General features: G+C 65.1%; 24 protein-coding genes. 12 read left to right on the forward strand and 12 right to left on the reverse strand.

Annotated features, from left to right (window positions below; all coding sequences use genetic code 11):
• Nucleotides 1-36: 36 nt before the first annotated feature.
• From NFI08_RS05225 to NFI08_RS05235, 3 genes are all read right to left on the reverse strand, one after another.
• Entirely contained in the window at nt 37-708 is a 672-nt protein-coding gene (locus tag NFI08_RS05225; protein ID WP_108131989.1) for an amino acid ABC transporter permease, read from the reverse strand.
• Nucleotides 709-785: 77 nt separating this feature from the next.
• Entirely contained in the window at nt 786-1,598 is an 813-nt protein-coding gene (locus NFI08_RS05230; protein WP_213229512.1) for a transporter substrate-binding domain-containing protein, read from the reverse strand.
• Between the two features lie 67 nt (nt 1,599-1,665).
• Nucleotides 1,666-2,580, reverse strand: a complete 915-nt coding sequence (locus NFI08_RS05235) for an allantoinase PuuE (protein WP_108131988.1) — start codon at nt 2,578-2,580, stop codon at nt 1,666-1,668.
• A gap of 354 nt (nt 2,581-2,934) precedes the next feature.
• On the opposite strand from NFI08_RS05235, the gene NFI08_RS05240 reads away from it, so the two are divergent.
• The 3 genes from NFI08_RS05240 (at nt 2,935) to hpaI (ending at nt 6,671) form a co-directional block, all read left to right on the forward strand.
• Nucleotides 2,935-4,410 carry a peptide MFS transporter gene (locus NFI08_RS05240; RefSeq protein ID WP_349587769.1) on the forward strand — a complete coding sequence of 492 codons (1,476 nt, stop codon included), beginning with the start codon at nt 2,935-2,937 and terminating at the stop codon, nt 4,408-4,410.
• Nucleotides 4,411-4,517: 107 nt separating this feature from the next.
• Nucleotides 4,518-5,792 (forward strand): alpha/beta fold hydrolase, encoded by a 1,275-nt coding sequence (locus NFI08_RS05245; RefSeq protein ID WP_349587772.1) that lies wholly within the window; start codon nt 4,518-4,520, stop codon nt 5,790-5,792.
• A 21-nt stretch (nt 5,793-5,813) separates the two neighbouring features.
• Nucleotides 5,814-6,671 (forward strand): 4-hydroxy-2-oxoheptanedioate aldolase, encoded by an 858-nt coding sequence (hpaI, locus tag NFI08_RS05250; RefSeq protein WP_349587775.1) that lies wholly within the window; start codon nt 5,814-5,816, stop codon nt 6,669-6,671.
• A gap of 71 nt (nt 6,672-6,742) precedes the next feature.
• On the opposite strand, the gene NFI08_RS05255 is transcribed toward hpaI, so the two are convergent.
• The 4 genes from NFI08_RS05255 to NFI08_RS05270 form a co-directional block, all read right to left on the reverse strand.
• Nucleotides 6,743-7,684: an ATP-grasp domain-containing protein gene (locus NFI08_RS05255; RefSeq protein WP_045991663.1), complete on the reverse strand. Its 942-nt coding sequence runs from the start codon at nt 7,682-7,684 to the stop codon at nt 6,743-6,745.
• Between the two features lie 58 nt (nt 7,685-7,742).
• Complete coding sequence (locus NFI08_RS05260) at nt 7,743-9,353, reverse strand: M43 family zinc metalloprotease (RefSeq protein WP_349587780.1); 1,611 nt, start codon at nt 9,351-9,353, stop codon at nt 7,743-7,745.
• A gap of 108 nt (nt 9,354-9,461) precedes the next feature.
• Nucleotides 9,462-9,767, reverse strand: a complete 306-nt coding sequence (locus NFI08_RS05265; RefSeq protein ID WP_045991662.1) for a hypothetical protein — start codon at nt 9,765-9,767, stop codon at nt 9,462-9,464.
• Nucleotides 9,768-9,917: 150 nt separating this feature from the next.
• Nucleotides 9,918-11,411 (reverse strand): M28 family metallopeptidase, encoded by a 1,494-nt coding sequence (locus tag NFI08_RS05270; protein ID WP_349587783.1) that lies wholly within the window; start codon nt 11,409-11,411, stop codon nt 9,918-9,920.
• Between the two features lie 576 nt (nt 11,412-11,987).
• Between NFI08_RS05270 and NFI08_RS05275 the strand changes: the two genes are divergently transcribed.
• Nucleotides 11,988-13,208 carry an MFS transporter gene (locus NFI08_RS05275; protein WP_045991661.1) on the forward strand — a complete coding sequence of 407 codons (1,221 nt, stop codon included), beginning with the start codon at nt 11,988-11,990 and terminating at the stop codon, nt 13,206-13,208.
• A gap of 195 nt (nt 13,209-13,403) precedes the next feature.
• Here NFI08_RS05275 and NFI08_RS05280 read toward each other — a convergent pair whose 3' ends face one another.
• Together NFI08_RS05280 and NFI08_RS05285 are read right to left on the reverse strand one after the other, a co-directional pair.
• Entirely contained in the window at nt 13,404-14,360 is a 957-nt protein-coding gene (locus tag NFI08_RS05280; RefSeq protein ID WP_108131982.1) for a phosphatidate cytidylyltransferase, read from the reverse strand.
• Nucleotides 14,353-15,171: a lysophospholipid acyltransferase family protein gene (locus tag NFI08_RS05285; protein WP_349587788.1), complete on the reverse strand. Its 819-nt coding sequence runs from the start codon at nt 15,169-15,171 to the stop codon at nt 14,353-14,355. Before NFI08_RS05285 ends, NFI08_RS05280 begins: the two co-directional genes overlap by 8 nt.
• Before the next feature lie 331 nt (nt 15,172-15,502).
• Between NFI08_RS05285 and gmk the strand changes: the two genes are divergently transcribed.
• The 6 genes from gmk to NFI08_RS05315 all read left to right on the forward strand — a co-directional run bounded on the left by gmk (nt 15,503) and on the right by NFI08_RS05315 (nt 20,751).
• Entirely contained in the window at nt 15,503-16,120 is a 618-nt protein-coding gene (gene gmk / locus NFI08_RS05290) for a guanylate kinase (protein ID WP_045991659.1), read from the forward strand.
• Nucleotides 16,121-16,363: 243 nt separating this feature from the next.
• Complete coding sequence (gene rpoZ / locus NFI08_RS05295; protein ID WP_349587792.1) at nt 16,364-16,621, forward strand: DNA-directed RNA polymerase subunit omega; 258 nt, start codon at nt 16,364-16,366, stop codon at nt 16,619-16,621.
• A 63-nt stretch (nt 16,622-16,684) separates the two neighbouring features.
• Nucleotides 16,685-18,817, forward strand: a complete 2,133-nt coding sequence (locus NFI08_RS05300) for a RelA/SpoT family protein (protein WP_045991657.1) — start codon at nt 16,685-16,687, stop codon at nt 18,815-18,817.
• An 84-nt stretch (nt 18,818-18,901) separates the two neighbouring features.
• Complete coding sequence (gene ridA / locus NFI08_RS05305) at nt 18,902-19,291, forward strand: deaminase RidA (protein WP_108131980.1); 390 nt, start codon at nt 18,902-18,904, stop codon at nt 19,289-19,291.
• Nucleotides 19,292-19,363: 72 nt separating this feature from the next.
• On the forward strand, nt 19,364-19,873 hold the full coding sequence (thpR, locus tag NFI08_RS05310) for an RNA 2',3'-cyclic phosphodiesterase (RefSeq protein WP_348815091.1): 510 nt from the start codon (nt 19,364-19,366) through the stop codon (nt 19,871-19,873).
• A gap of 383 nt (nt 19,874-20,256) precedes the next feature.
• Nucleotides 20,257-20,751, forward strand: coding sequence for an acyloxyacyl hydrolase (locus NFI08_RS05315; RefSeq protein WP_052704262.1), 495 nt, complete (start codon nt 20,257-20,259; stop codon nt 20,749-20,751).
• Nucleotides 20,752-21,115: 364 nt separating this feature from the next.
• Here the strand turns inward: NFI08_RS05315 and NFI08_RS05320 are convergent, their stop codons facing one another.
• Nucleotides 21,116-21,994, reverse strand: a complete 879-nt coding sequence (locus NFI08_RS05320) for an SDR family oxidoreductase (protein WP_124804545.1) — start codon at nt 21,992-21,994, stop codon at nt 21,116-21,118.
• Nucleotides 21,995-22,110: 116 nt separating this feature from the next.
• On the opposite strand from NFI08_RS05320, the gene NFI08_RS05325 reads away from it, so the two are divergent.
• Nucleotides 22,111-23,028 (forward strand): hydrogen peroxide-inducible genes activator, encoded by a 918-nt coding sequence (locus NFI08_RS05325; RefSeq protein WP_108132191.1) that lies wholly within the window; start codon nt 22,111-22,113, stop codon nt 23,026-23,028.
• Nucleotides 23,025-25,106: an ATP-dependent DNA helicase RecG gene (gene recG, locus NFI08_RS05330; protein WP_349587799.1), complete on the forward strand. Its 2,082-nt coding sequence runs from the start codon at nt 23,025-23,027 to the stop codon at nt 25,104-25,106. The genes NFI08_RS05325 and recG overlap by 4 nt, the downstream gene beginning before the upstream one ends.
• A gap of 45 nt (nt 25,107-25,151) precedes the next feature.
• Here the strand turns inward: recG and NFI08_RS05335 are convergent, their stop codons facing one another.
• Both NFI08_RS05335 and NFI08_RS05340 read right to left on the reverse strand, forming a co-directional pair.
• Entirely contained in the window at nt 25,152-25,508 is a 357-nt protein-coding gene (locus tag NFI08_RS05335; protein ID WP_045991653.1) for a hypothetical protein, read from the reverse strand.
• Between the two features lie 91 nt (nt 25,509-25,599).
• Nucleotides 25,600-25,875 carry an HU family DNA-binding protein gene (locus NFI08_RS05340; protein WP_045991652.1) on the reverse strand — a complete coding sequence of 92 codons (276 nt, stop codon included), beginning with the start codon at nt 25,873-25,875 and terminating at the stop codon, nt 25,600-25,602.
• Nucleotides 25,876-25,928: the final 53 nt, after the last annotated feature.

Here is a 25,928-nt window from a genome sequence, read left to right on the forward strand (position 1 = left end):
GTTGTCCGGGTTTCATTGATCATGGCAGTTCTCCTGTCAGGCCCGGCCCTGGGCGAAGCGTTTCTCGAGCAGACCGACCAGGCGCACCAGTGGCAGCAGCACCGCCAGGTAGAGTAGCGCCGCGCCGATCAGCGGTGTCGGGTTGGCCGCCAGCGCCTGGGCCTGGGTGGCCTGCTTGAGCAGGTCGGGCATGGCCACCACCGAGGCCAGGGCGGTGTCCTTCATCACGTTGATGCAGTTGCTGGTCAGCGGCGGAATAATCAGCCGGATCGCCTGGGGCAGGACCACGTCGCACATCACCCGATACTGGCTAAGGCCGATCGACTGGGCGGCCTCGAACTGGCCCCGTGGCACCGCCTCGATACCGGCGCGGTAGATCTCGGCGGCGTAGGCGCTGGAGATCATGGTCAGGGCGGTACAGGCCGCGGCGAACGGTGACAGGGTGATGCCGACGAACGGCAGCGCGTAGTAGACGATGACCAGCCACACCAGCACCGGCAGTGAGCGAAAGACGTCGATGTAGGCGATGGTGAGAAAACGCAGCGGCTTGGGGCCGTAGAGGCGCAACAGCGCCAGGCCCAGTCCGCCGATCAGCCCCAGCAGAATGCTCAGAAAGCCCAGCATCAGGGTCATGCCGAGCCCCTGCAGGAGCATCGGGAAGGTGCGTACCAGCACCTCCCAGTTGAAGAATGTCTGGACCAGGTCCATGGATCGTCTCCACGATCGAGGGTAATACGCTGGCCGCGGCGGTCACCGCCGCGGCCACGGGACTTGCTGGGCCAGGTTTACTGGGCGGAAGGCATATCGCGCACTTCGACGGTGCTGGTGCCGGCATCCGGAGCGGCGCCGAACCAGGTCTCGTGCAGCTCGGCGACAAAGCCTTCCTGCTTGAGTTCGCTGATCACTTCGCTGGCCTTGGCGGCAAGCTCGGCGTCCTTGGCGAACATCATCGAGTACTGCTCACCGCTGGGGATGCGGCTGACCACCTCGAGGCTGGGCTTGTCACGCACGTAGTACTGCACCGCCGGAATGTCGGAGATGTAGGCATCCAGGCGGCCGCTGGACAGGTCCAGCATGGCCGGCTGCAGGCCTTCATAACGACGGATTTCCTTGATGCCGTACTGCTCCTGGTTCTCGCTGGTCCAGATGTCGCCGGTGGAGCCGGTATCGACGCCGACCACCTTGCCGTCCAGGTCCTCGAGCCCGCTGATGCCCTTGCTGGTGTGGGTCGCCAGGGACTGGTCGCTGTCGTAGTAGGGCTGGGCGAAGGACACCGACTCCAAACGCTCGTCGGTGATGGTGATGGAGGACACCGCCACGTCGATACGCCCGGACTGTACCGCCGAGAACAGGCCATTGAACGGAATGTTGCTGATCTCCACCTCGTCGTAGCCCAGGCGGCTGCCGACCTCGTTGACCAGGTCGATCTCGAAGCCGACGTAGTCACCGCTGTCGTCCTGGAACTCCCAGGGCAGGTTGCCGATGTTGGCACCGACCTTGAGGGTTTCGGCCATCACGCCGCCTGCTGCCAGGCCGGCGGAAAGGGCGGTGGCCAGCACCAGGGAACGCTTGGAGAAGGTCTTGTAGGAAAGGCTCATGGGATATTTCCTCTGGTTATTGTCGTTGTTGCGGGTACAGCAGAAAACACGGGGTTCATCGGCGACGTCAGACGACGCCGGTCGCTTCACCTTCTCGGGCAAGCCAGGCCCGGGCGATCTCTTCACGGGTGGCGAACCATACGCCCTCGTGGGCCTGGGCGTAGGCGATAAAGTCCTTGAGCGCGCGAATCTTGCCGGGGCGCCCGACCATGCGCGGATGCAGGCCGACGGACATCATCCTGGGGCCGCGCGCCGACTCCTCGAACAGCACGTCGAAGCCTTCCTTGAGGTTGTCGAGAAACTCGCGCCCCGAGGTAAGCCCAGGAGAAAGCCAGAATCGGAAGTCATTCATGTCGGTGGTGTAGGGCACCACCAGCTGACGACTGCCCGCCACCTCGGTGAAGTAGGGTACGTCGTCGTTGTAGGCGTCGGAGTCGTAGAGGAAGCCACCCTCTTCCACCAGCAGGCGCCGGGTACGCACGCTGGGTCCGTAGCGGCAGTACCAGCCCACAGGGCGCTTGCCGGTGGTGGCGGTGATCGACTCGATGGCGAGGCGGATGTGCTCGCGTTCCTCGTCTTCGCTGAGGCGAAAGACCTCCTCCCAGCGATAGCCGTGGCTGCAGAATTCGTGGCCATCGGCGCTGGCGACACGGGCAACGCGGGGGTTCTGCTCCAGCGCCACCGCGCAGGCAAAGAAGGTCGAACGCACGTCGGCCTCGCGCAGGATGTCGAGGATGCGCCAGATGCCGACCCGCGAGCCGTACTCGTACATCGACTCCATCGCCAGATTACGGGTGCCAGCGGGAGTTACGTAACTCCCCCACTCGGTCATCGACTCCTGGTCGTCGTCGCCCATGGCGAAGGACCTTTCAGAGCCCTCCTCGTAGTTGACCACGATATTGACCGCCAGGCGGGCGCCGTTGGGCCAGGCCCCGGTGGGGGGAGTATCGGCGTAGCCGACCAGATCACGCTGCGGGAGCATCCCGTTTCTCCTGAGGTCGCCAAGCATGCGACGACCCTGATTGTTGGTGTTGTTATCGACCGTCTGGCGGCCTTGTTAGGATTGCACGCAATTCTGCGTGCGATGTGAACAATAAAGCACAACCGTACTCGCAGCGCAAATGGCAACTAGCCAATGGTGGGGTATGGGCCGGCTATCCAGCAGTAGATCCCGCTTTTCTGCGAGCCAACGTCCTCGCTCCCGCTTGTCGTTTTTCGTCGTGGCCTTTCCGATCACGGACATGGGTTTTGCCCTGTAATTCGCAACGCTTTAGGGTTTTCATGGGCGGAAAATGTATTTTTCGTTCCGATTTTCTCGTCAAAGCAGGAGCTCCCGATGAAAACCACCGAAGCCGCCGCCCGCCAGCACGGCGACAGCGGCGAACGCCGCTTCTTCGGCCATCCCTGGCCTCTCGCCACCCTGTTCGGCATGGAGGTGTGGGAGCGCTTTTCGTTCTATGGCATGCAGGCGATCCTGTTGATCTACCTGTACTACGAGGCCAGCCGCGGGGGCCTGGCGATCGACCAGTCGGTGGCCATCGGTATCGTCGGTGCCTACGGCAGTTCGGTCTATCTGGCCACCATCCTCGGCGGCTGGTTCGCCGACCGGGTGTTCGGCGCCGAACGCACCCTGTTCTATTCGGGCATCGTGGTCATGCTCGGGCATATCGCCCTGGCCATCCTGCCCGGTGTCTACGGCGTCACCGCCGGCCTGATCCTGGTGGCGCTGGGCAGCGGCGGGGTCAAGGCCACCTGCTCGGCGCTGGTGGGGTCCCTGTACGAGCCCGGCAGCCCCCGGCGCGACGCCGGCTTCTCGATCTTCTATCTGGGTATCAATATCGGCGGCTTTGTCGGCCCGCTGCTGACCGGTCTGCTGCAGCAGAACGCCGGCTTCCACTATGGCTTCGGCATCGCCGCCGTGGGCATGGCGATCGGTCTGGCCCAGTACACGGCGGGACGCAAGGGGCTGCCCGATGATCAGAAGGCCGCGCCGGACCCCATCGCGCCGGCGACCCTCAAACGCTACCTGGGTATCGCCCTGGTGGTGCTCGCCCTAGTGGTCGGCGCGGCCCTGGCGGGCTGGATCCGTGCCGACAATCTGTCCGGGGTGATGCTTGGCATCATCGCTGTGGCGGCGCTCTGCTACTTTGCGGTTATCCTGCGCTCCACCCACGTAAGCCCCGAGGAGCGCAGCCGGGTGCTGGCGTTCATTCCGCTGTTCCTGACCAGCGCCGCCTACTGGGCGCTGTACAGCCAGTCCTACACCGTGATCACCGCCTTCTTCGATCAGCGCGTGGATCGCAGCCTGTTCGGCTGGGAGATCCCGGTGGGCTGGCTGGTGTCGGTGCAGGCGCTGACCATCATCCTGTTCTCGGGGGTGTTCGCCTGGCTGTGGACGACGCTGGGCAAGCGCCAGCCGTCGTCGGCCGGCAAGTTCGTGATCGCCATGGCGATCATCGGCGCTACCTTCCTCGGCTACCTGCCGTTTCTCGGCAGCGAAGGGGCGAGCATGCCGCTGGCCATGCTGGTGCTGTTGCTGCTGGGCTTCACCGCCTCGGAGCTGTGCCTGTCGCCGATCGGGCTGTCGGTGACCACCAAGCTCGCGCCGCGGGCCTTCCAGACCCAGATGATGGCGCTGTTCTTTCTCTCGCTGGCGCTCGGCTTCGCCGCCGGCGGCAAGCTCGGCGCCTTCTATACCGAGGACACCGAAGTCGGCTACTTTATTGCCATGGCGGCCATCGGTGGTGTCAGCGCCCTGCTGCTGGCGGCCTGCCTGCCGTTCATTCGCCGGGCCATGCGCGGCGCGGACTGAGCTACCGCCAGGGTCGGCCAGCGCTGGCAACAAGAAGCTGGCCGACCTTGTCTCTTTCGTCACTCTTTCGTCACTCTTTCGACGCTCTTTCGACACAGGATGTAGGCATGCCTTCCGACCACGCCATCCAGGGCCTTTCCATCAGCGACCATCGCCTCGAGGTGCCGCTGGACTGGTCCCACCCGGACAGCGGCGAGACCCTGAGCCTGTTCTACCGCGAGGTCTGCGCGTCAGACCGTGTCGACGAGGAGCTGCCGCTGTTGCTGTTCCTGCAGGGTGGCCCCGGCGGCAAGTCACCACGCCCCACCGCCAATGGACCGGGTTGGCTGCACGAGGCGCTCAAGCACTATCGGGTGATCCTGCCCGACCAGCGTGGCACCGGGCGCAGTTCGCGCATCACCGAGGCCACCATGGCCGCCTTCGACAGTGACGAGGCCGGCGGTGACTACCTGGCCTGCTTCGACGCCCATGCGGTGGTCGCGGACTTCGAGCACCTGCGCAAGACCCGCTACCAGGGCGCCACCTGGACCACGCTGGGCCAGAGCTACGGCGGCTTTCTGACCCTGACCTACCTGTCCTACGCGCCCCAGGGACTGAGCCGCTGCTATATCACCGGCGGCTTGCCGGCGCTCGACGCCGACCCCGACGAGGTCTACCGGCGCACCCACCGTCGGGTGGAGCACAAGCTTGAGGCGTATCTGGCGCGCTTTCCCGATGATCGCGAGCGGATCGACGCTATCGCCGACCATCTGCTGGACCACGATGTCCGCCTGCCCGACGGCGATCGACTGAGCGTGCGCCGCTTCCAGAGCCTGGGACTGATGCTGGGCATGGGTGACGGCGCCGAGCAGCTTCACTGGCTGCTCGAGGAGGCCTTCACCGACGACACGCGAAGCGCGCTCAACCATCACTTCCTGGTGGAGGTGATGACGCTGACCGGCTTCGACGAGAATCCGCTGTTCGGCGCCATCCACGAGAACATCTACGCCAACCCTGAGCGCCTGTGCGACTGGGCCGCCGAGCGCCAGCAGGGGCCACAGTTCGACGAGCGTCATCGCCCGCTCAGGCTGACCGGCGAGATGATCTACCCCTGGATGTTCGACGAGATTCGAGCCCTCAAGCCCTTCCGTGGGGCGGTACACCAGCTGGCCCGGCGACCTCTGGCCAGCCCCTTCTACGACGCCAGACAGCTCGCCGCCAACCGGGTGCCGGTGGCGGCGCTGATCTACTTCGACGACATGTACGTGGACGCCGAGCTGTCGCTGGCCACCGCCGAGGCGATCCCGCGGCTACGCTACTGGATCACCAACGAGTACGAGCACGACGGGCTGCGCCAGGACCCCGGGGTGTTCCGTCGGCTCAAGGCGATGCTGGACGATTGACACTCATCAAGGACGCTGACCATGACCCCTTCCCACTGCGCGGGTGTCCCCGCCGGCAATCCCTTCAAGACCGCCATGGCCAGTGGCCAGGCCAGAATCGGCCTGTGGCTGTCGCTGGGCGATCCCTACTGCGCAGAGATGTGCGCCAGCGCCGGCTTCGACTGGCTGCTGATCGACGGCGAACACGGCCCCAATGATGTGCGCTCCATGCTCGCCCAGCTGCAGGCGGTCGCCGCCTACGACAGCCACCCGGTGGTTCGGGTGGTGAACGGCGAGACGGCGCGGATCAAGCAACTGCTGGACATCGGCGCCCAGACCCTGCTGGTGCCGATGATCGACACCCCGGAGCAGGCCCGCGCCATGGTCGCCGCCACCCGCTACCCACCGGACGGGGTGCGAGGTGAAGCCTCCGCCATCGTCCGGGCGTCACGCTGGAATGCACGGCCTGACTATGTGCATAGGGCCAACGACGAGATCTGCCTGCTGGTCCAGGCGGAGAGCGTGACCGCGCTGGATAACCTCGAGGCGATCTGCGCGGTGGACGGCGTCGACGGGGTCTTTGTCGGGCCCGCCGACCTGGCCGCTTCCATGGGCCACCTCGGTGACGCGGGCCATCCCGAGGTCCAGGCCGCCATCGACGAGGCCATCGCCCGCATCGTTGCCAGCGGCAAGGCCGCCGGCGTGCTCACCGGTGACCCGGAGCTTGCCAGACACTATCTCTCCCTTGGCGCCAGCTTCGTGGCGGTGGGGCTCGACGTCAGCCTGATGATGCAGGCGGTGCGCCAGCGTGCATCGGAGTTTGCGCTTTGCCCGCAGGCGGCCGATTCGCAGGAAGATTCGTCCTCCAGCGCTGGCCCCGGGTCCCAGGGACCCTACTGACCTGATACCGGCCGCCGGCCGGGGGCCCTGATCACACCGACCGGGGGCCCTGCTGCCACCGGCCGGGGACGTCACCACTCGCCGCCGCCGCGCTCCAGAGCGGCGGCGATGGCCTGGGGAATCGGCTGGCCGCTGCGCTCGCTGGCGAACAGGTACTCGCCGGCCGGATTGACCTCGAAGAACACATGACGCCCCTCGGGTGTGACCCTTAGATCGATGGCGCCGTAGGCCAGTCCGAGCTCTCTCATCAGCGCGCGCAGTCCGGTCTCCACCTCATCCGGCAGGGTATAGGGGAAGACCTCGGCGCTGCCCACGCCACTGCGGTAGTCGACCTCGTACTGCGGCTCGCTCCTGAAGGCGGTCGCGAACATCTCGCCGGCCACCGCGGTGACCCGCAGATCCAGCGCCAGCGGGATGTACTCCTGAAAGATCACCGGCGCCAGACGAACCGCCTCGAGCCTGGCCATCTCGTCCTGGCCGACCTTGAGGGTCTCTCGCGGCGCCTCGACGATATTGCGAAAGGCCTTGCGCACCACTCCACCGTCGCCGTGGCGAGCGATAAACTCGGCGGCGGCGTCCGGGCGATTGGTGATCAGGGTATCGGGAATCTCGAGCCCCAGCCGGTGGGCCAGACGATGCTGGGTCAGCTTGCGCTGGGCGCGTTCGTCGGCCAGCGGATGGTTCATCCAGAAGCTATCCAGGGCATACCACAGACCAAGCACCGCCTCCTGGGTCTCGGACCAGGCAAACAGCCGTTCGGTGCCGTCGCCTAGGGCGGGGTCCAGGTCAAAGGAACGGATACGCCGGTTCCATACCGAGCGCACCTCGTCCAGGGCCAGCCGGCGCCCGTCGCCAAGTTCCAGCCACAGGCTGTCACCACTGGCACCTGCGTAGGCCAGGATTCCCAGGCGCCGGGGGAAGTCGGCGACGTCGATCACCTCCACCGGCGAGTGAAGATGGGGCAGTACCCGCTCGACATGGGCATTGTCGGCAAACGACAGGATCAGGATCATGCTCGGCTCCCTCGAAAAAGGCGGGCACCGACAGGGTGCCCGCGGGTCCTGTCATCGCTCACCGTCCACCAAGCTGCACGTAGGCCGCCCAGGCCTGCTGCCAGGCCAGCATCCCCTGCTGATCGAGCATGCCCTGCTGGTAGAGCTGGGCGTACTGCGCCAACAGTTGAGCGTACTCGCCAAGCAACGCCTGGCTCTGATCCTGCTCGCCTCCGCCATCCGCCACCGGCGGCTTGAGCGAGGCGCCCGACGGCGCTTGACCGGTGGCCAGCACAAAGGGCTGCAGCGGCTGGACTGGTTGCATCGGTTGCATGGGCTGGACGGGCTGGTTGCCCCAGCCCCCCGGTAGCGGATTCTCGAAGGCCTGCTTGCCGCCCACGGGGCCTTCCACCAGTTGCTTGGTCGGCACTTCGAAGATCTGCTTGGGAGGCGGGTCAAGCGGCTTCCATTTGCCCGGCTCCAGGCCTGGATCCTTGCCAAAGTCCTTGGGGTTGTCCTTGGGCAACTCCTTGCCGCCGTCCTTGATGCCATCCTTGATCCCGTCTTTGCCGCCGTCCTTGATCCCATCCTTGATGCCATCCTTGATCAGGTCCTTCGGTCCCTCCTTGACGCTCTCCTTGACCGGCTCCTTGACGAACTCCTTGGGGTTATCCTTGGGCCGCTCTTTTGGCGGTTCCTTGATCGGTTCCTTGGTGAACTCCTTGGGGGTGTCCTTCGGCAGCGCCTTGGGGTGCAACGGCGTGCACGACACCATCTCGCCGATGGCGCTGCGGGGGCCATCCAGGCAGGCCTGCATTCGTGCCACCTGGCCCTCGGTGAACATCACCATGGTGTCGTCGTCGACGTAGTCCATGTAGTTCATGAACATGTCGCCATCGGGGCCGTTGTCGCAGGACACCTTGGGAAAGGTCGGCTTGCCCAGGTTGGCGCCGCCCTGGTTGGGGGTGTCGTCGACGAAGTCCGAGCCGGAGCAGCCGGTGCCGTCGTCTCCCCAGATATGAAAGAGATTGAGCCAGTGGCCTATCTCGTGGGTAGTGGTGCGCCCCAGGTCGAACGGCGCCCGGGCGGTGCCCATGTTGCCGAAGCCGGTGTAGGTCACCACCACGCCGTCGGTGGCGGCGGGTCCGCCGGGGAACTGGGCGTAGCCGAGCAGGCCACCGGAAAGCGGGCAGACCCAGATATTGAGGTATTCGTCTGCGGGCCAGGCATCCTTGCCGCCGCTGGCGTCGGCCTTGACCTTGTCGTCATCGACAAAACCGCTGACGTCGGTGCGGGTGCGGGTGATGCCATCGGTGGGGTTGCCGTCGGGATCGCTGGTGGCCAGCGCAAACAATAGCCTGGCATCGGCGGCCACCGGCGCGAAGGGCGCAGGTACCGTCGAGACGTCGGCATTGGCCTTGCGAAAGTCCTCATTGAGGATCTCGATCTGGCTGTCGATCTGCTCCCGCGAGATATTCTGCTCGTCGGTGTTGTAGACCACGTGGACGACCACCGGGATGCGGGTGCACCCCGGACGCTGGACGATGGTGCCACGCATGGCGCGAAAGGCGTGTTCCTCGATGCGCGATCGCCGCCTGGCATAACCGGGGTCCTGGTCCAGCAGTCGCCGGTGAACCGCCATGGTGCCACAACAGCGACACCGTTCCGGATGGGTGGTGTTATCGGACATGCAAGCCTCCCCGCCGGCCAGCCGGTCGGCGTCGTGAGTACAGGTTCAATGGCCAGCAACTGGCCTCAAGTGGCCCCACAACGCACGGTATTGGCGGCGTTGGAGGCCTCAATGACGGGTAATGATCAGAAGATCGTCCTCCAGCGCATCGATATCGTAGTCACCGTCCCAACCGGGCAGTGTCAGGTGCAGTTGATCGCCATCACGCCGCCACTGGCCACGGGCATCGCAGGCAAGGCGGTCGGCGGCGTCTCCGGTGTGGAGCTCGACGGCGCCGTCCTGGTGCAGACACAGGCGCCTTCGCGGCATCCGCGAGGGGGTGACAGCCGGCGAATCCGGGTGCCGCAGCACCGTGCAGTCGCCGATGCCTTCCTCACGCATCTCGATCCAGTCTCCGCACAGGTCCTTTGGCATCACATCCTCCTGATCGGTCTTGTCTTGCTTTACCTGATCTTGTCTTGCCTGTTCTCGTCTCGCCGGGGCGTCACTCGATCACTGGCTGGGTTAATGGCTGGGTGAGTGGCTGGCTGAGTGGCTGGGTGAGCGGCCTTGCCACTGGCTCGTTCAACGGCCTGTTGACCGAGACCGTCGCTCCCATTCCCTGCGCGAGCGCAGCAACTCCAACCGCTGCCAGGCCTGACGCCAGCCGGCGTCCAGCTGTGCCGACCAGACACCTTGTCCCTGCCAGCGACGATACTGGGCCAGCAGTGCTTCATGGTGGGCCTCGAGCTGGCGCCAGGGGTCGCCCAGGTGGTGGCGCTCGTCGCCACGACAGTGGCATTCCGGCAGGGGCGGGGCGTCGACCGCGTGCAGGCCAGCGCTGGTGGCCACAAACCCCAGGTTCATTGCCACGATCTTCATGGCGTAGGACGGATCCACCGTGGCCAGTACATCGTTCGGTCCGTGGATGGCGTCATTGGCGCCGTCGGCCCCTTCGATGGTCAGCACGGCGGGGATGCCGGCGTCGATAAAGGGCACATGATCACTGGCAAAGGGGTTGAGCGAGACCTGCAGTTCGAGATCGGTGAAGCGGCCTCCCGCCGCACTCAGGCCATCTATCATGTCCTGGCTGAGGGGCGCTCCTTCCAGCAGTACCGCCGCAGGTGTGGCGTTGATCGAGCCGATCATGTCCATATTGAGCACCCCGGCGATGCGCCCCCGCTCGGCAGCGGAGAGTCCCGCCACGAACTGGCGGCTACCGTGCAGCCCCTGCTCCTCGCCGCCGAACAGCACAAAGCTCAGGTCATCATCGAAACGCTGCCCGGCCAGCACCTCGGCCATCAGCATCAGCGCCGCCGAGCCACTGGCGTTGTCGTCGGCGCCCGGCGCCGGTGCGGACGGACCGCCCTGATGGTTGACGCTGTCCAGGTGAGCGACCACCAGCCAGTGACGGGGGCTGGCGGCCTGCCCCGGCAGCCGCGCCAGCAGGTTGATGCTGCTGGCGCCGCCGGGCAGCGATACCTGCTGGCGATCCACGGCCAGCCCCGCCGTGGTCAGCTGAGACTCGGCCCAGTCCACCGCCTGGGCGTACTCGGCGCTCGATGATAGGCGCGTCGGATAGGACACCAGCTGACTCAGCAGGGTGACGTAGCGGGCCTGGGAGGCCGACGCGACGACAGCGTCGACGGCCCGGGATCCTGCGGCGTCGCGACGAGGCGCAACCTGGCGAAACAGACGGGTCGATTCGCGTAAAGGGAACAGGCGGAAGCAGGGCGCTTCACTTTGCTCAAGGGGCTTGTTGATCCTGTTGGCCTCGGACCTGGGCAGGTCCACCACCAGATAGCGCCCCGCATCCAGCAGCACCGGGACCTCGGGATGGGCCTGCTGGAACAGCCGACCCTTCTGGCAGACACCGTGCAGCCTTCCCTGGCCCAGGTCCTGGACCATCGCGTCATCGGCGTCATGCAGGCTCGTGGCCTCGCGGACGGCCCGCCAGCGGGCGTTGGCGGCGACCAGCAGCCGTTTGCGTCCAGCCTCCACCAGCCAGCCACCGGCTTTCTCGACGCGCTCGGTCAGCGTCGCGTCGCCGCTCCTTGCCTGATGCAGTTCGACCTTCATGTCGACTCCCTGCCGTCAGCACGTACACCGAACCATCGGTTTCGGCGTCGCCACGACGACCGCCGCTGAACCGAGGAATGGGGCTCAACGGACTTAGTCGGGTGGTACTGAACTACTAAGGTAGTTCGTTCCTCACTCGCCGCCATCACTCGTCACGACAATCACGCGTCGACATCGGCATGATCACTTGCCGGTGAACACATGCCAGGCTATTGATTTTCAATCAAATGTTAAGCGCAGTGGAGAGTTTTGAAGAGATCAGCCTGCTGGTCGTGTCAAAAAAAGAGCACAGAAAAACAGTACACTGCGTATAGGTGAAACTTCTTCAACAGAAATGCGCTAAAGCTGAGCGCTTTTTCACAGTGGTAAAATTAACAACACGATAGCTCGCCGTGGCGTTGGAGAGCGCCCCGGCTCGACGACACATAACCGTCACTTACCCGCATTTTAGCCCTATCTAATCGACAAGATTGACGTTTTCGGCGCTAGAACCCACCTTTCGGATGCCTTATACTTTTGTCGTAAATTTACGATCTCGACACCCGTCGGGATCGTTTTCGTTTTCCAGGAGGCCCGATGGCAATCTCCATCACCCATCTCAGAGCTCGTCATCCTCGCCTGGCGGAGCTCGCCCTGGCCCTCGGTGGCTTTGGCATCGGTACCAGCGAGTTCGTGATCATGGGCTTGATGGAGCGTGTCGCCCAGGACCTGTCGGTCAGCGCCGCCGACGTCGGCTACGCCATCTCCGCCTATGCCCTGGGGGTAGTGGTCGGTGCGCCGCTGATCTCCGCGCTGGCCGCGCGGGTACCTCGGCGCACCCTGCTGATCTGCCTGATGCTGGTGTTCGCCGTGGGCAACATCGCCAGCGCCCTGGCGACCAGCTTCTGGCCCTTTGTCGGTCTGCGTTTTCTTGCCGGCCTGCCCCACGGCGCCTACTTCGGCGTGGCCGCCCTGGTGGCCGCAGCGGCAGTACCGGTGGAAGAACGCGCCCGAGCCATCAGCCGGGTCATGCTGGGGCTGACCAGCGCCATCGTGATCGGCGCGCCACTGGCCACCTGGGCCGGCCAGTGGTTCGGCTGGCAGTTCGCCTTCTTCGCGGTGGGCGTCGTGGCCTTTGTCACCATGGGCCTGATCAAGCTGTTCGTGCCGCGCCAGCCGCATGACGTCAAGGCCAGCCCCAAGCGCGAACTGACCGCCCTGGTCAAACAGCGGGTGCTCTACACCCTGGGCGTGGCCAGCATCGGCTTTGGCGGCATGTTCTCGGTGTTCAGCTATGTGGTACCGACCCTGCGCGCCCAGGCCGACATGCCCGAGATGGTCGGCCCCTGGGTGCTGGCGATCTTCGGCATCGGCGGCATCATCGGCAATCTGGTGGGCGCCCGGGCAGCGGACAAGAACCTGATGAAGGCGGTGCCGCGTATCCTGCTGTGGTGCCTGGTGGTCCAGGGCGCCTTCTACTTTGCCGCCGACAACCTCTACACCGGCATCCTGTTCGTCGGTCTGGTCGGCACCAGCATGGCGCTGGGTCCTGCGCTGCAGACACGCCTGATGGACGTGGCCGGCGACGCCCAGACCATGGCCGCCTCGATGAATCACGCCGCCTTCAACTGCGCCAATGCGCTGGGCGCCTATCTGGCCGGGGTCACCATCAAGGCCGGTGCGCCCTGGTCCTCCAGTGGCCTGGTCGGCGCCGGGCTCGCCCTTGGCGGCCTGGTGGTGTTCTATATCGGCCTGCGCGCCGAGAAGCGCAGCGACAGGCGCCGCGCCGCGGCCACCGACTGCGCCAGCGAGAGCTGATCGTCCGCCCCGGACTCAGGCGCCGCCTTCGTTGAGCGAGAACCGCAATGACAGGCGCCGCGCCGCGTCCCCAGGCTTAGTTACCGCCTTTGGCAAGGAAACGATGCAGACGCCGCGCCCTTGCCCAGGCGATCCAACCGCCCATGGCGACGAAGCCCACCAGTCCATGCATTGCGCTGTGACGCCACCAGGGCCTCATGCCACCGACCAGAAGTAGCGCACCACGTGGAAGAAGATCGGTGCCGAGAAGATCACCGAATCCAGACGATCGATAAAGCCGCCATGTCCCTCGATCAGGTGACCCCAGTCCTTGATCCCGCGATCGCGCTTGATCGCCGACATCACCAGTCCCCCGACGAAGCCGAGCAGCGCGATCATCAGCGCCAGCAGCGCCGCCTGGCCCATGGAAAAGGGGGTCATCCAGGCCAACCCGGCGCCGACCAGGGTGGCACTGGCCACCCCGCCGAGGAAGCCTTCCAGGGTCTTGGAGGGCGATAGCCTAGGGGCGATACGCCGGCGCCCGAGCAGCTTGCCCCAGACGTACTGCAGGACATCGCTGAGCTGCACCACCACGATCAGAAAGGCGATCAGCAGCACGTTGCGCCCCTCATAGCCGGGGATGTCCAGGCTCAACAGCGCAGGCACGTGAGAAACGCAGAAGACGCACACCATCAGCGCCCACTGGACCTCGCTGACCCGCTCGAGAAAGCCCTGACTATCCCCTCTCAGGGCCGCCACCACCGGCAACAGCAGGAACGCGTAGACCGGAATGAAGATCGAGTACATGCCGTAGTACTGGTGCCAGATGAACAGGTACTGCACCGGCAGCACCACAAAGAACACCAGCGCCAGCGCCCAGTGATCGGCCCGTCGTGACGGCACCAGGCCGATGAACTCGCGCAACGCGGAAAACGAGGCGAAGGCAAACAGCAGCACCACCCCGGTCCTGCCGCCTAGCAGGGCGATACCCATCAACAGCGTCATGATCCACCAGGAGCGGATGCGCTGGTTGAGGTTTTCGATCACCTCGTTTTCGCCCTCGGGCGAATAGCGGCGGGCCAGTACGAAGCCAACGCTACTGGCCACCAGCAAGATCCCGACGATGGCGGCGAGCAGGGTGCCGAGACCGGCGGGAATCACGATATCAGTCATTCGGCGCCCCCTCCCTGGGGCCAGATGCCTCGGTGGCGGAGCCTGGAGTGCTGGTAGCTGGGGTGGTGGTGTCTGGGGTGCTGTTAGCTGGGGTGGTAGCGCCAGGGGTGGTAGAACCTGGATGCGCGGTGTCGGGTGGCGCGGTGTCGGGTGACAAGGGGTCGCTGGGAACGCTGGCCCCGGCCGGCGCCAGTGCCTGCAGCGCTCGCTTCGCCCGGGCGAGAAAATCGGCCTTGTCCTCGCCCTCTATCCGAGCCAGCGGCTCGCCGTAGTTGAGCGTGCATAGCAGCGGCAGCGGTACCACCTCGCCCTTGGGCAGCACCCGATTGAGGTTATCGATCCATACCGGCACCAGTTCTACCTCGGGATAGTCGCGGGCCAGGTGGTAGAGCCCCGGCTTGAACGGCAAAAGGCCCTTGTCATCGGTATTGCGGGTGCCCTCGGGAAACAGAATCAGCGAGTCGCCGCCGTCGAGCGCCTCACGCAGCACCGCCAGGGGGTCAGGTTGGCCGGGCTTGCGCTGGCGGTCGACCAGCACCCCCTTGAAGACGTCGTGGATCAGAAAGCGCCGCAGCCGTGACGCTAGCCAGTAGTCGGCGCCCGCCACGGGGCGGGTGCGTGCCCGCAGGCGCGGCGGCAGGGTGGTCCAGATCAGCACGAAGTCGCCATGACTCGAGTGATTGGCAAAGTACAGCCGCTGACGTGCCACCGGCGCGACCCCCGACCAGATCGGCCTGGGCGCCGTCACCAGCCGTGCCACCAGCCGGATCAGCACCCCCGTCAACGCCGCCCGCCAGGCTGTTCCTTTCATGTCTTATGCTCCCTTGCCCATGCTCGGACGTTGTTCCGCCCCGGCTGAATGACGCTCCCCGGATCCACCGCCGCCATCGGCTTGCCTTTTTCCGATCTCGCCGCCCGTCCAGGCGGTCCCGTTTCCCTCTCCACGGCGCTTTTTCACGGGAGTTCAGGGGGAATTCACGGAGAGTCCAGGGGGAGCGATGGCCCCACCGAGCGACGTCGCGGGTCAGCCTGGGCGGATGCAGGCCCAGGCCCAACTGTGCCATACTTCGCCACCTTGTCGCCCGCGAAGTCGCCCGCGAACGGCGCACGATCCCCAAGGCCTCCAAGTGAAGACCCCGCCCATGTCCCAAGGTACGCTGTTTATCGTTTCTGCCCCTTCCGGCGCCGGCAAGACCAGCCTGGTGCGTGAATTGATCGAGGGTCTCGACGGCATTCAGGTCTCGGTCTCCCACACTACCCGCCCCATGCGCCCGGGCGAGGTCGACGGCGTGAACTACCACTTCGTCGACATGGCCACCTTCGAGGCGATGATCGAGCAGGGTGACTTCTTCGAGCACGCTCGGGTCTTCGACAACTGCTACGGCACCTCGCGCAGCGCAGTGGAAACACTGCTGGCCGCCGGTCAGGACGTGATTCTGGAGATCGACTGGCAAGGCGCCCGCCAGGTTCGCGAGCAGATGCCAGAGGCTGTCTCGGTGTTCATCCTGCCGCCTTCGCGGGAAGAGCTTGAACGCCGCCTGTCGAGCCGCGGCACCGACGACCATCAGGTGGTCAGCGCGCGCATGCGTGAGGCGGTCAGCGAAATGTCCCACTACAGCGAATACGACTTCCTGGTCATCAACGACGACTTCACCACCGCACTGGACGAGCTGCGCGCGCTGGTAGTGAGCCAGCGCCTGGCCACACCACGCCTTGGACAGCGCCATGCCCCGCTGCTCGAGGCGCTTCTGTCCGACTAGAACACGCTATCAAAGGCAAGTCGCCGAGGAGCGCGGGCAACCCACGCCCCCCACGGCTCGCTTTTCGGCGCTGCAACCAGACCCCGGCGTCTTGTCACAGGCGGCGTGACTCGAGTAATCTAGCCTGTCACTTCGCAGGTGCAACCCCCGGGCGCAATCGTCGACGGGGGCACAGTCCGTCTCGCCGACCGCGAAAGGCCAGCACCTGCCCGACACACCGTCTGTCAGATCAGGAAGGGCCCAATGGCGCGAGTTACTGTCGAAGATTGTCTGGAACACGTCGAGAACCGTTTCAAGCTGGTGATGATTTCCACCCAGCGCTCCCGGCAGCTGGCCCGTGGCTCACGCGACGCGCTGCTTCCCTGGGAAAACGACAAGCCCACGGTCATGGCTCTGCGCGAGATCGCCGACGGCCTGATCGACCACAGCGTGCTGGACGAGCCGGTCGAAGCGCCCAGCCGCTTCCGTCCCGAGTACCAGGCCTCGCCCTCCGAGGAATGATCGTGCCGAAGGCGGCCGCGGGTCGCCCTTCGGACCTCTCATCACGCAGTCAGGGCACGCCACATGTTCACGATCGACGATCTGTCTGACCGACTCGGAGGCTATCTGCCCGCCGAGGAAATCCAGCAGGTCAGGCGTGCCTTCTATTATGCCGAACAGGCCCACGACGGCCAGCGTCGTCGCTCCGGCGAACCCTATGTGACCCACCCGCTAGCGGTGGCCAACATCCTCGCCAACATGCACATGGACCATCAGAGCCTGATGGCGGCCATGCTGCACGACGTCATCGAGGATACCGGGGTCTCCAAGGATGCCCTCGCCGGGCAGTTCGGCGAAGCCGTGGCCGAACTGGTCGACGGCGTCTCGAAGCTCACCCAGATCACCTTCGAGGACAAGGCCGTCGCCCAGGCGGAAAACTTCCAGAAGATGGTCATGGCGATGTCCCGGGATATTCGGGTAATCATCGTCAAGCTGGCCGACCGGCTGCACAACATGCGTACCCTGGGCGCGCTGCGCCCGGACAAGAAGCGCCGCATCGCTCGGGAGACGCTCGAGATCTATGCCCGGGTGGCCAGCCGCCTCGGCATCAATACCATCAGGGTCGAGCTGGAGGACCTGTCGTTCCAGGCCATCCACCCGATGCGCGCCGAACGCATCAAGCGCGCCGTGGCCAGCGCCAGAGGCAACCGTCGCTCGGCCATCCGTCAGGTGCAGAACGCGCTGCAGACCCGGCTCGACGAGCACGAGCTCAAGGGCACGGTGATCGGGCGCCAGAAGCACCTGCTGTCGATCTATCGCAAGATGCGCGACCAGCGAAAGTCCTTCGCCGAAATCATGGATGTGTTCGGCTTTCGCATCATCGCCGACGACGTCGACAGCTGCTATCGCATCCTCGGCATGGTGCACAATCTCTACAAGCCAGTCCCGGGGCGCTTCAAGGACTACATCGCCATCCCCAAGGCCAACGGCTACCAGAGCCTGCATACCACCCTGTTCGGCAACAGCGGCATGCCCATCGAGGTCCAGATCCGTACCCGGGAAATGGAGGCGATGGCCAACAACGGTATCGCCGCCCACTGGCTGTACAAGGCCGGGCAGACCTCCCACCCGATCGCCGAAGGCAGCCGCGCCAGGGCCCGGGAATGGGTCAAGGGGCTGCTCGAGATGCAGCGCCATGCCGGCGATTCGCTGGAGTTCATCGAACACGTCAAGAACGACCTGTTCCCCGATGATATCTACGTGTTCACGCCGAAAGGCGACATCATGGAGCTGCCGCAGGGCGCCACCGTGATCGACTTCGCCTACGCCGTGCACACCGAGATCGGCAACACCTGCATCGCCTGTCGCATCGACCGCCATCTGGCCCCGCTGTCATCGCGCCTGGAGAGCGGCCAGACGCTGGAGATCATCACCTCTCCGGGGGGCAAGCCGAACCTCGCCTGGCTCAATTTCGTCGTTACCGCCAAGGCGCGTTCGGCCATCCGCCATGCGCTCAAGCATCAGCAGCATACCGAAGCGGTGCAGCTGGGACGCCGCCTGCTGACCAAGGCGCTGGGCGAGTTTGGCGTGCATCTGGAGGACGTCGGCGAAGACGTCATGGCACGGCTGCTCAAGGAGATGGAGCTGCAGAGCGAATCCGCCCTGCTCGAAGCCATTGGCCTTGGCAATCGCATGACCCAGGTGATCGCCCGTCGTCTGGTGGAACTGCACCGTGGCGAGCGAATCTCCCATAGCGAGGCCGCCGAGGACAGCTCCAGGGTCACCATCAGTGGCGTCGAAGGCATGGTGATCAAGTTTGCCCGCTGCTGCCACCCGCTGCCGGGAGACCCGATCATCGGCCATCTGTCGGTGGGCAAGGGCATCGTGGTACACCGCTCCGAGTGCCGCAACCTGCAGGAATTGAAGAGCGACCCGGAGAAGCTGCTGACGCTCAACTGGTCGGACACCATCGACGAGGACTTCCCCGTGGCGCTGCGCCTCGAGGTCGAAAGTCGTCGCGGCCTGGTGGCCGAGCTGGCCGGCCTGATCACCGACGCCGACGCCAATATCGAGCGCATCGGCATCGAGGAGCGTGACGCCCGTCTCTCGATCGTCAATCTGACACTTTCTGTGCGTAATCGGACCCATCTGGCACGCATCATCAAACGACTGCGTAACCTTTCGCATATCGGCAAGATCTCTCGACTTGGCAATTGAGCCCCGACGCCAGGGCCGTCATCCCGATGACGGCCCTGGTGGTGGTGTTGCTATTTGCCGCTGACACGACATCAGGAGTCAACAATGAGCAACAAGGCTGTCATCAACACCGACCAGGCGCCCGCCGCCATCGGCCCCTACGCCCAGGCCATCAAGGCCGGCAACACCGTCTACATGTCTGGCCAGATTCCGCTGGACCCGGCCACCATGGAGCTGGTTTCCGACGACTTCGAGGCCCAGGCGCGCCAGGTCTTCACCAACCTCAAGGCGGTGTGTGAAGAGGCCGCAGGCTCGCTGCAGGACATCGTCAAGCTCAACCTCTACCTGGTCGACCTGGACAACTTCGCCACCGTCAACAAGGTGATGGAAGAGGTCTTCACCAAGCCGTACCCGGCGCGTGCCGCGGTCGGCGTCAAGGCCCTGCCCAAGGGCGCCCAGTTCGAAGCCGAGGCGGTGATGGTCATCGGCGACTGATGGACGGAGCCTGAGGTCAGGGTCCGAGGCGTCTGGATTTCCGGCCTCGCTCCCTGCCTGGGCAACCCGGGGATGCGACTGTTTCTTGCGCTCACGCCGCCGACTGCGCTGCGCCAACACCTCGGCGGGCTGGCCGACCGGCTGCACGCCGAACTGGGCGGGCGCCGCATCCCCGACGACAACCTTCATCTGACGCTGGCCTTCCTCGGTGAGCAGAGCGACACCTCCGCCTTGAAGCTGCGTCGCTGGGTCCAGCGCTACCCCTGTGCGCCCGGTCGGCTGACCCTCGACCACGTAGGCTACTTCCACCGGCCCGGCATCGTCTGGATCGGTCCTTCCTCTCCCCCCGATTCCCTTCTCAAGCTGCAGAGCGACCTGTCGCGACAGCTCACCCGATGGGGCCTGCCCCACCAACCGCAGCAATTTCGTCCCCATGTATCGTTACTGCGTAGTGCGATGACTCAATCAGCACAACCTTTATCAGAAGATTGTTTCTGCTGGCCTTATACTTCAATTCAACTAATACAGTCATCAATTAGTCATGAAGGCAGCCGATATACCACGCTCGCAACCAGTCGATAACTCGGCATAGGTAGCTCTGCCATCTGACCGATAGTGGCACCCTTGAGCGTAGGCTCCGGCCAGGCACAGGAACACCACCTTTCGTACACCCGGAGGGTCTGCCTGTTGACCGATCTACCTGGGGTTGGTCCATCGACAAGAGCTTTTCCGCTGTGCAGAAACCTCACGGCTATGCAGAAGAATGTGACCTGAATCACGAACGATGGTGGGACCCGGGACTAGCGTATTACAGCACAGCAACGTCAACGATATCCGGGCAAGACGCGACAGTGGCACGAGTGCGAATGCCGGTGTCGAAAGCCATTTGCAAAAGACAATAACGAACAGCGCTCGGGCCAGCCGGATCCACGACCCGAGGACACAACAAGGATAGGGGAATCGCCATGACTACCTCACTCGCCCGCCCGCTGGCCTGCTGCCTGCTCATGGGACTCGCCTCTACCGCCACGGCAGGCCCCACCCTCGGCCTCGGCTCCACCAGCGAGGGCACCGGGGCACTGGATCTGGGCTATGACTGGACCTTCGACCTGAGTCGCTACCACCCCTCACTGGACCTGCGCCTGGGCACCGGGGTGATCCTGTTCGAAGGCGACGACCGTAGCGCCAACCAGGCCTTCTACCTGCGTCCTGCGCTGCGCTACAGCTGGGACCACGTCTTCGTGGAAGGCGGCATCGGTGCCTCGGCCTTTATCGATACCCATATCGAGGACCGTGATCTGGGGAGCTCCTTCCAGTTCGAGGATCGTCTCGCCCTGGGTCTACGGATGGGCCCCTACGGCGATCTTTCGATCAGTGCCACCCACTACTCCAACGCCAGTATCAAGGAGCCCAACGATGGCTTCGAGCTGTATGCGCTCAACTGGCGCCTTGCCTACTGAAGCCTTGCGGGATGTGACCGACAAGGGTCAGACCCTGGCGATGCATTCGGCGCACTCGAGACACCAAAGCGAATACGCTTTTATCGGACAAGACGTGCGCTGCACTATCTTGTCATGCCATTTTTAGCGGTGACTCCCGTTCGTCCTGAACAAGACGGGGCAAGCGATCGCCCCCGCGTTGCCACTACCGCAAAAACAGTCCGCAAGAAAAGTCCGCAAGAAAAGTCCGCAAGAAAAAGTCGCTTAGAAAAAGCCCGCAACCTTGTTGCGGGCTTTTCTGCTACCTGGCCGGCAGTTTTCCGTTGCCGGCCTTGCGCTGTCGGACCTTTTGAAACCCTCGTCGATTTGGTGCTCGACACCGGCCTTACTCCACCACGCCGGCCTTGAGAAAACCGCCTTCCTTCAGCACCTGGGTATAGCCGTCGCGGAAGGTCGGGTAACGGAAGCGATACCCGCTGTCGATCAACAAGCTGGAGTCGCAGCGCTTGCTGGCCCTGCGACGCAGCGGTGACTGAATGGTTTCGGTACATTCCACCTTGAGCTGTTTCGCCAGCCAGGTCATTACCTCGTTGAGCGGGGCCGGCTCGGTGTCACTGGCCAGGTACAGGGGCTCGAGGGTGGCTCCCTCCAGCGCCTTGCCGATCAGATGGGCCAGCACCCCGGCGCAGTCATCGCGGTGGATACGGTTGGAGTACATTGTCGGCGACGCCGGCGCGATGCGGCCCTCGCCCACCTGGCGGATCAGGCGATCGCGACCCGGTCCATAGATGCCGGAGAAACGCACCACGCTGCCGGGCAGATCATGTTCGATCAACGCCTGCTCGGCCTCTCGCATCAGCACACCGGAGAAGCCGGTGGGTTCAGCCGGGCTGGTCTCGTCCACCACCTCGCCGTCGCGCTGGGCGTAGACGCTGGTGGAGGACACGAAGAACACGTGGCGAGGCGCCTTGTCACGGATGGCCATGGTCGCCAGTACCGCCTTAAGGCCCTCGGGGTAGGCGGCGCGATAGGCTTCCTCCTCGAAGCGGTCGGCGCTGACCACGTAGACCAGGATGTCGGCATCGGGCAGCTCAGCCAGCGTCTCGGGGTCGGCAAGATCGACCTTGACGCCTTCGATACCCGAATCCGCCAGGCGCTCGGGCCGGCGACGCGCGCCGATCACCCGGTGTCCACTGGCGAGCAGCTCGCGTCCCAGCGTTATGCCAATGTCGCCACAACCAACAATCAGTGTCGTTGTCTTCACCTTTACCGCGTCCCCCTGATATAAAATCCCTATGAGGCTCCGGCCCGGAGACCCGCGCGTCCAGCGTCTGGCGCCTCGATCAATACCCCGGATAGAGGATGCCGATCGGCACCATCATGACTCTAACAGAACTCCGCTATATCGTAACCTTGGCTCAGGAGCGCCACTTTGGCCGCGCCGCCGAGCGCTGTTTCGTCTCCCAGCCGACCCTCTCGGTGGCGGTGAAGAAGCTGGAAGAGGAGCTGGAGGTTGCCCTGTTCGAGCGCTCCAAGTCCACGGTACAGGTCACACCCCTCGGCGAAAAGATCGTCGAACAGGCCCAGCGCGTACTGGAGCAAAGCAGCGCCATCAAGGAACTGGCCACCGCCGGCCGGGACCAGTTGGCAAGCCCCTTGCGTATCGGTGCGATCTATACCATCGGGCCCTATCTGTTCCCGCACCTGATCCCGGAGCTGACCCGCGGCGCGCCCCAGATGCCGCTGTACATCGAGGAAGGCTTTACCGGCGGGCTGCGCCGCAAGCTCAGAAATGGCGAGCTCGACGCCATCATCGTGGCGCTGCCGTTCACCGAGACCGACGTCGTCACCAAGCCGCTCTACAAGGAAGACTTCGAGGTGCTGCTGCCGGCGGAGCATCCCTGGGCCGAGCGCGAGACCATCGCCAAGGAAGACCTCCTCGATGAACGCCTGCTGTTGCTGGGCGAAGGCCACTGCTTCCGCGACCAGATCCTCGAGGCCTGCCCGGCGATCAGCCACAAGCTCAACAGCCCCAACAATACCCTCACCGCCGAAGGCGGATCGCTCGAGACCATCCGCCATATGGTGGCCTCGGGACTCGGCATCACGGTGCTGCCACGCTCGGCCATCGGCACCAGCCACTACGAGAGCGGCATGCTGATCAGCCGCCCCTTCACGGATCCCCCCGGACGTACCGTGGCGATCGCCTGGCGCGCCAGCTTTCCCCGGCCCAAGGCCATCGATGCGGTGACCGAAGCCATCGCGCGCTGCCGCGCCGCCGAATCGGAGACTCCGTGAGCGGGCTGGCGGACCCGGTCACGACGCTCAAGGGGGTCGGCGAGGCGCTGGCCCTGAAGCTGGCCCGGCTCAAGGTGGAGCGAATCGAGGACCTGCTGTTTCACCTGCCGTTGCGCTACCAGGACCGCACCCGGATCACCCCCATCGCCACCCTGCGGGGGGGACACGAGGCGGTGGTCGAGGGCGAGGTATCCGCCGCCGACGTGGTCCGCGGTCGCCGCCGCAGCCTGCTGGTACGACTGCGTGACGGCAGCGGCATCCTCAGCCTGCGCTTCTTCCACTTCTCGCCGGCGCAGCAGCAGCAGTTTCGCCCCGGCGTGCGGGTGCGCGCCTTTGGCGAGGCCCGCGCCGGCGCGACCGGTCTGGAGATCTACCACCCGGAATATCGTCTGATCGGTGGCAGTGAACCGCCGGTGGAAGACCACCTGACACCGATCTACCCCACCACCGAGGGGCTTGCCCAGGCACGTCTGCGGGCGCTGATCGATCAGGCCATGACGCTGCTCGAAGAGACCCCCGAGGCGCTGCCGGACTACCTGCCGGAAAACCTGCGTCAGCGCTTCGGCCTGGCCTCGCTGCACGATAGTCTCGCCACCCTGCACCATCCGCCCCCCGACAGCGACGTCGAGGCGCTAAGCGACGGGCATCACCCGGCCACCCGGCGATTGGCCATGGAAGAGCTGCTGGCCCACCAGTTGAGCCTGCGCGAGGTGCGCCTGCGCATTCAGTCGGACGGCGCGCCGGAGCTGCCCAGCGGTCGCAGCCTGAAGACTCGCTTTCTGGCCCAGCTGCCGTTTTCGTTGACCGGCGCCCAGCGTCGCGTGCTCGACGAGATCGGAGCCGACCTGGCCAGGCCCGCGCCAATGCTGCGTCTGGTCCAGGGCGACGTCGGTTCGGGCAAGACCGTGGTGGCGGCGATGGCGGCACTGACGGCCATTGCCGGCGGCTGCCAGGCCGCCATCATGGCCCCCACCGAACTGCTGGCCGAGCAGCACTACCGCGCCTTCCGCGACTGGTTTGCGCCGCTGGACATCGACGTGGCCTGGCTGTCGGGCAAGCTCAAGGGCAAGGCGCGCCTGGACACCAAGGCCGCCATCGCCGACGGTCGAGCGCGCATGATCGTCGGCACCCACGCCATCTTCCAGGATGATGTGGTGTTTTCTCGTCTGGGCCTGGCGATCATCGACGAACAGCACCGATTTGGCGTGCATCAGCGTCTGGCGCTACGCGAGAAGGGCGAACAGGGCGGGCTAACGCCCCACCAGCTGGTGATGACCGCCACCCCGATTCCTCGCACCCTGGCGATGAGCGCCTACGCCGACCTGGACGTCTCGGTGATCGATGAGCTGCCGCCCGGGCGTACCCCGGTGACCACCGCTGTGGTGCCGGACGAACGCCGGCCCGAGGTGATTCAGCGCATCCGCTCGGCCTGCGACGAGGGCCGCCAGGCCTACTGGGTCTGCACCCTGATCGAGGAGTCCGAGGCGATGACCTGCCAGGCCGCCGAGGTGACCCACGAGGAGCTGACCGAGGCTCTGCCGGGCCTGGCCGTCGGCCTGGTCCACGGGCGCATGAAGGCGGCCGAGAAGGCCGAGACGATGGCCGCCTTCAAGAGCGGCGAGCTGGACCTGCTGGTCGCCACTACGGTCATCGAGGTCGGTGTCGACGTGCCCAACGCCAGCCTGATGATCATCGAGAACCCCGAACGTCTGGGGCTATCGCAGCTGCATCAGCTGCGTGGCCGGGTGGGGCGCGGCAGTACCGAGAGCTACTGCGTGCTGCTCTACCATCCGCCGCTGTCGGAGTCCTCCAAACAGCGCCTGTCGGTCATGCGCGAGACCACCGACGGCTTCCGCATCGCCGAGCGGGACCTCGAGATTCGTGGCCCCGGAGAGGTGCTGGGCACCCGCCAGACGGGGCTGGCCCAGATGAAGATCGCCGACCTGGAGCGCGATGCCGACCTGTTGCCGCGCATCACTCCACTGGCCGATACCCTGCTCGAGCAGGCAGCGGAGGCCAGCAGGCCACTGATCAGGCGCTGGCTGGGCGAGGAAGCCGGCCGCTATGGCCAGGTGTGAACCGGGTGTGAGCCAGGCGTGGGCCGGGTGTGGATCAGGTGTGCCTCACAGGTGCTTGAGCAGACGCTGCAGCCGATCAAGATCCTGGGCGTCGCCCACCAGTCGAAGCTGGCCGGCCATCATGGCATCGAGGAAGGTGCGCTGGGAGGGGCGCCGGAGTACCTTGATCGCGGTCTGACTGTCCTGGAAGCGTAGTTCCAGATCGAGATCCACCGGCAGTCCGCGCTGACTCTCGATCCCCGTGGGACGCATGCGATAGTGGCGCGCGATGGACAGATCTTCGGTGGCGATGCCCCAGTCGAGCCCACCCCGGTCTTGCAGACGTTCGCGGAATCGCGCCTTGCGCTTGAAGGCCCGCTTGAGCATGACGCCCAGCAGCCACAGCATCAGTCTCAGGGTCATGTTGCCTCACCGGTCGACGGGTAGGCGCGGCCCGCTACCGGGCCGCGATATCGATCCACCGCCTGGAGGACAGGCGGTGGTAGTCGTCACCTCAGCGGGCGACTGCGTCCTTGAGCCCCTTGCCGGGCTTGAAGGCGACTGTCTTGCTGGCGGGAATCTTCAGCGGCTGGCCCGTCTGAGGGTTCTTGCCGGTGCGGGCGGCACGCTCGCGCACGGTGAAGGTGCCGAAGCCGATCAACGACACGTCCTGGCCGGAAGACACGCTACCGGTGATTTCGTCGAGGATGACGTTCAACACCTGGCTGGCCTTGTCCTTGGATAGATCGGCACGCTCGGCAATCGCCGCGGCGAGTTCTGGCTTGCGCATACAGCCCTCCTGGTTTGGCTTGATACTCCGGTGCCGTGACACCGGCATCATTG

It is taken from the genome of Halomonas sp. EF61 (assembly GCF_040147045.1).
GTDB classification, from domain to species: domain Bacteria; phylum Pseudomonadota; class Gammaproteobacteria; order Pseudomonadales; family Halomonadaceae; genus Halomonas; species Halomonas litopenaei.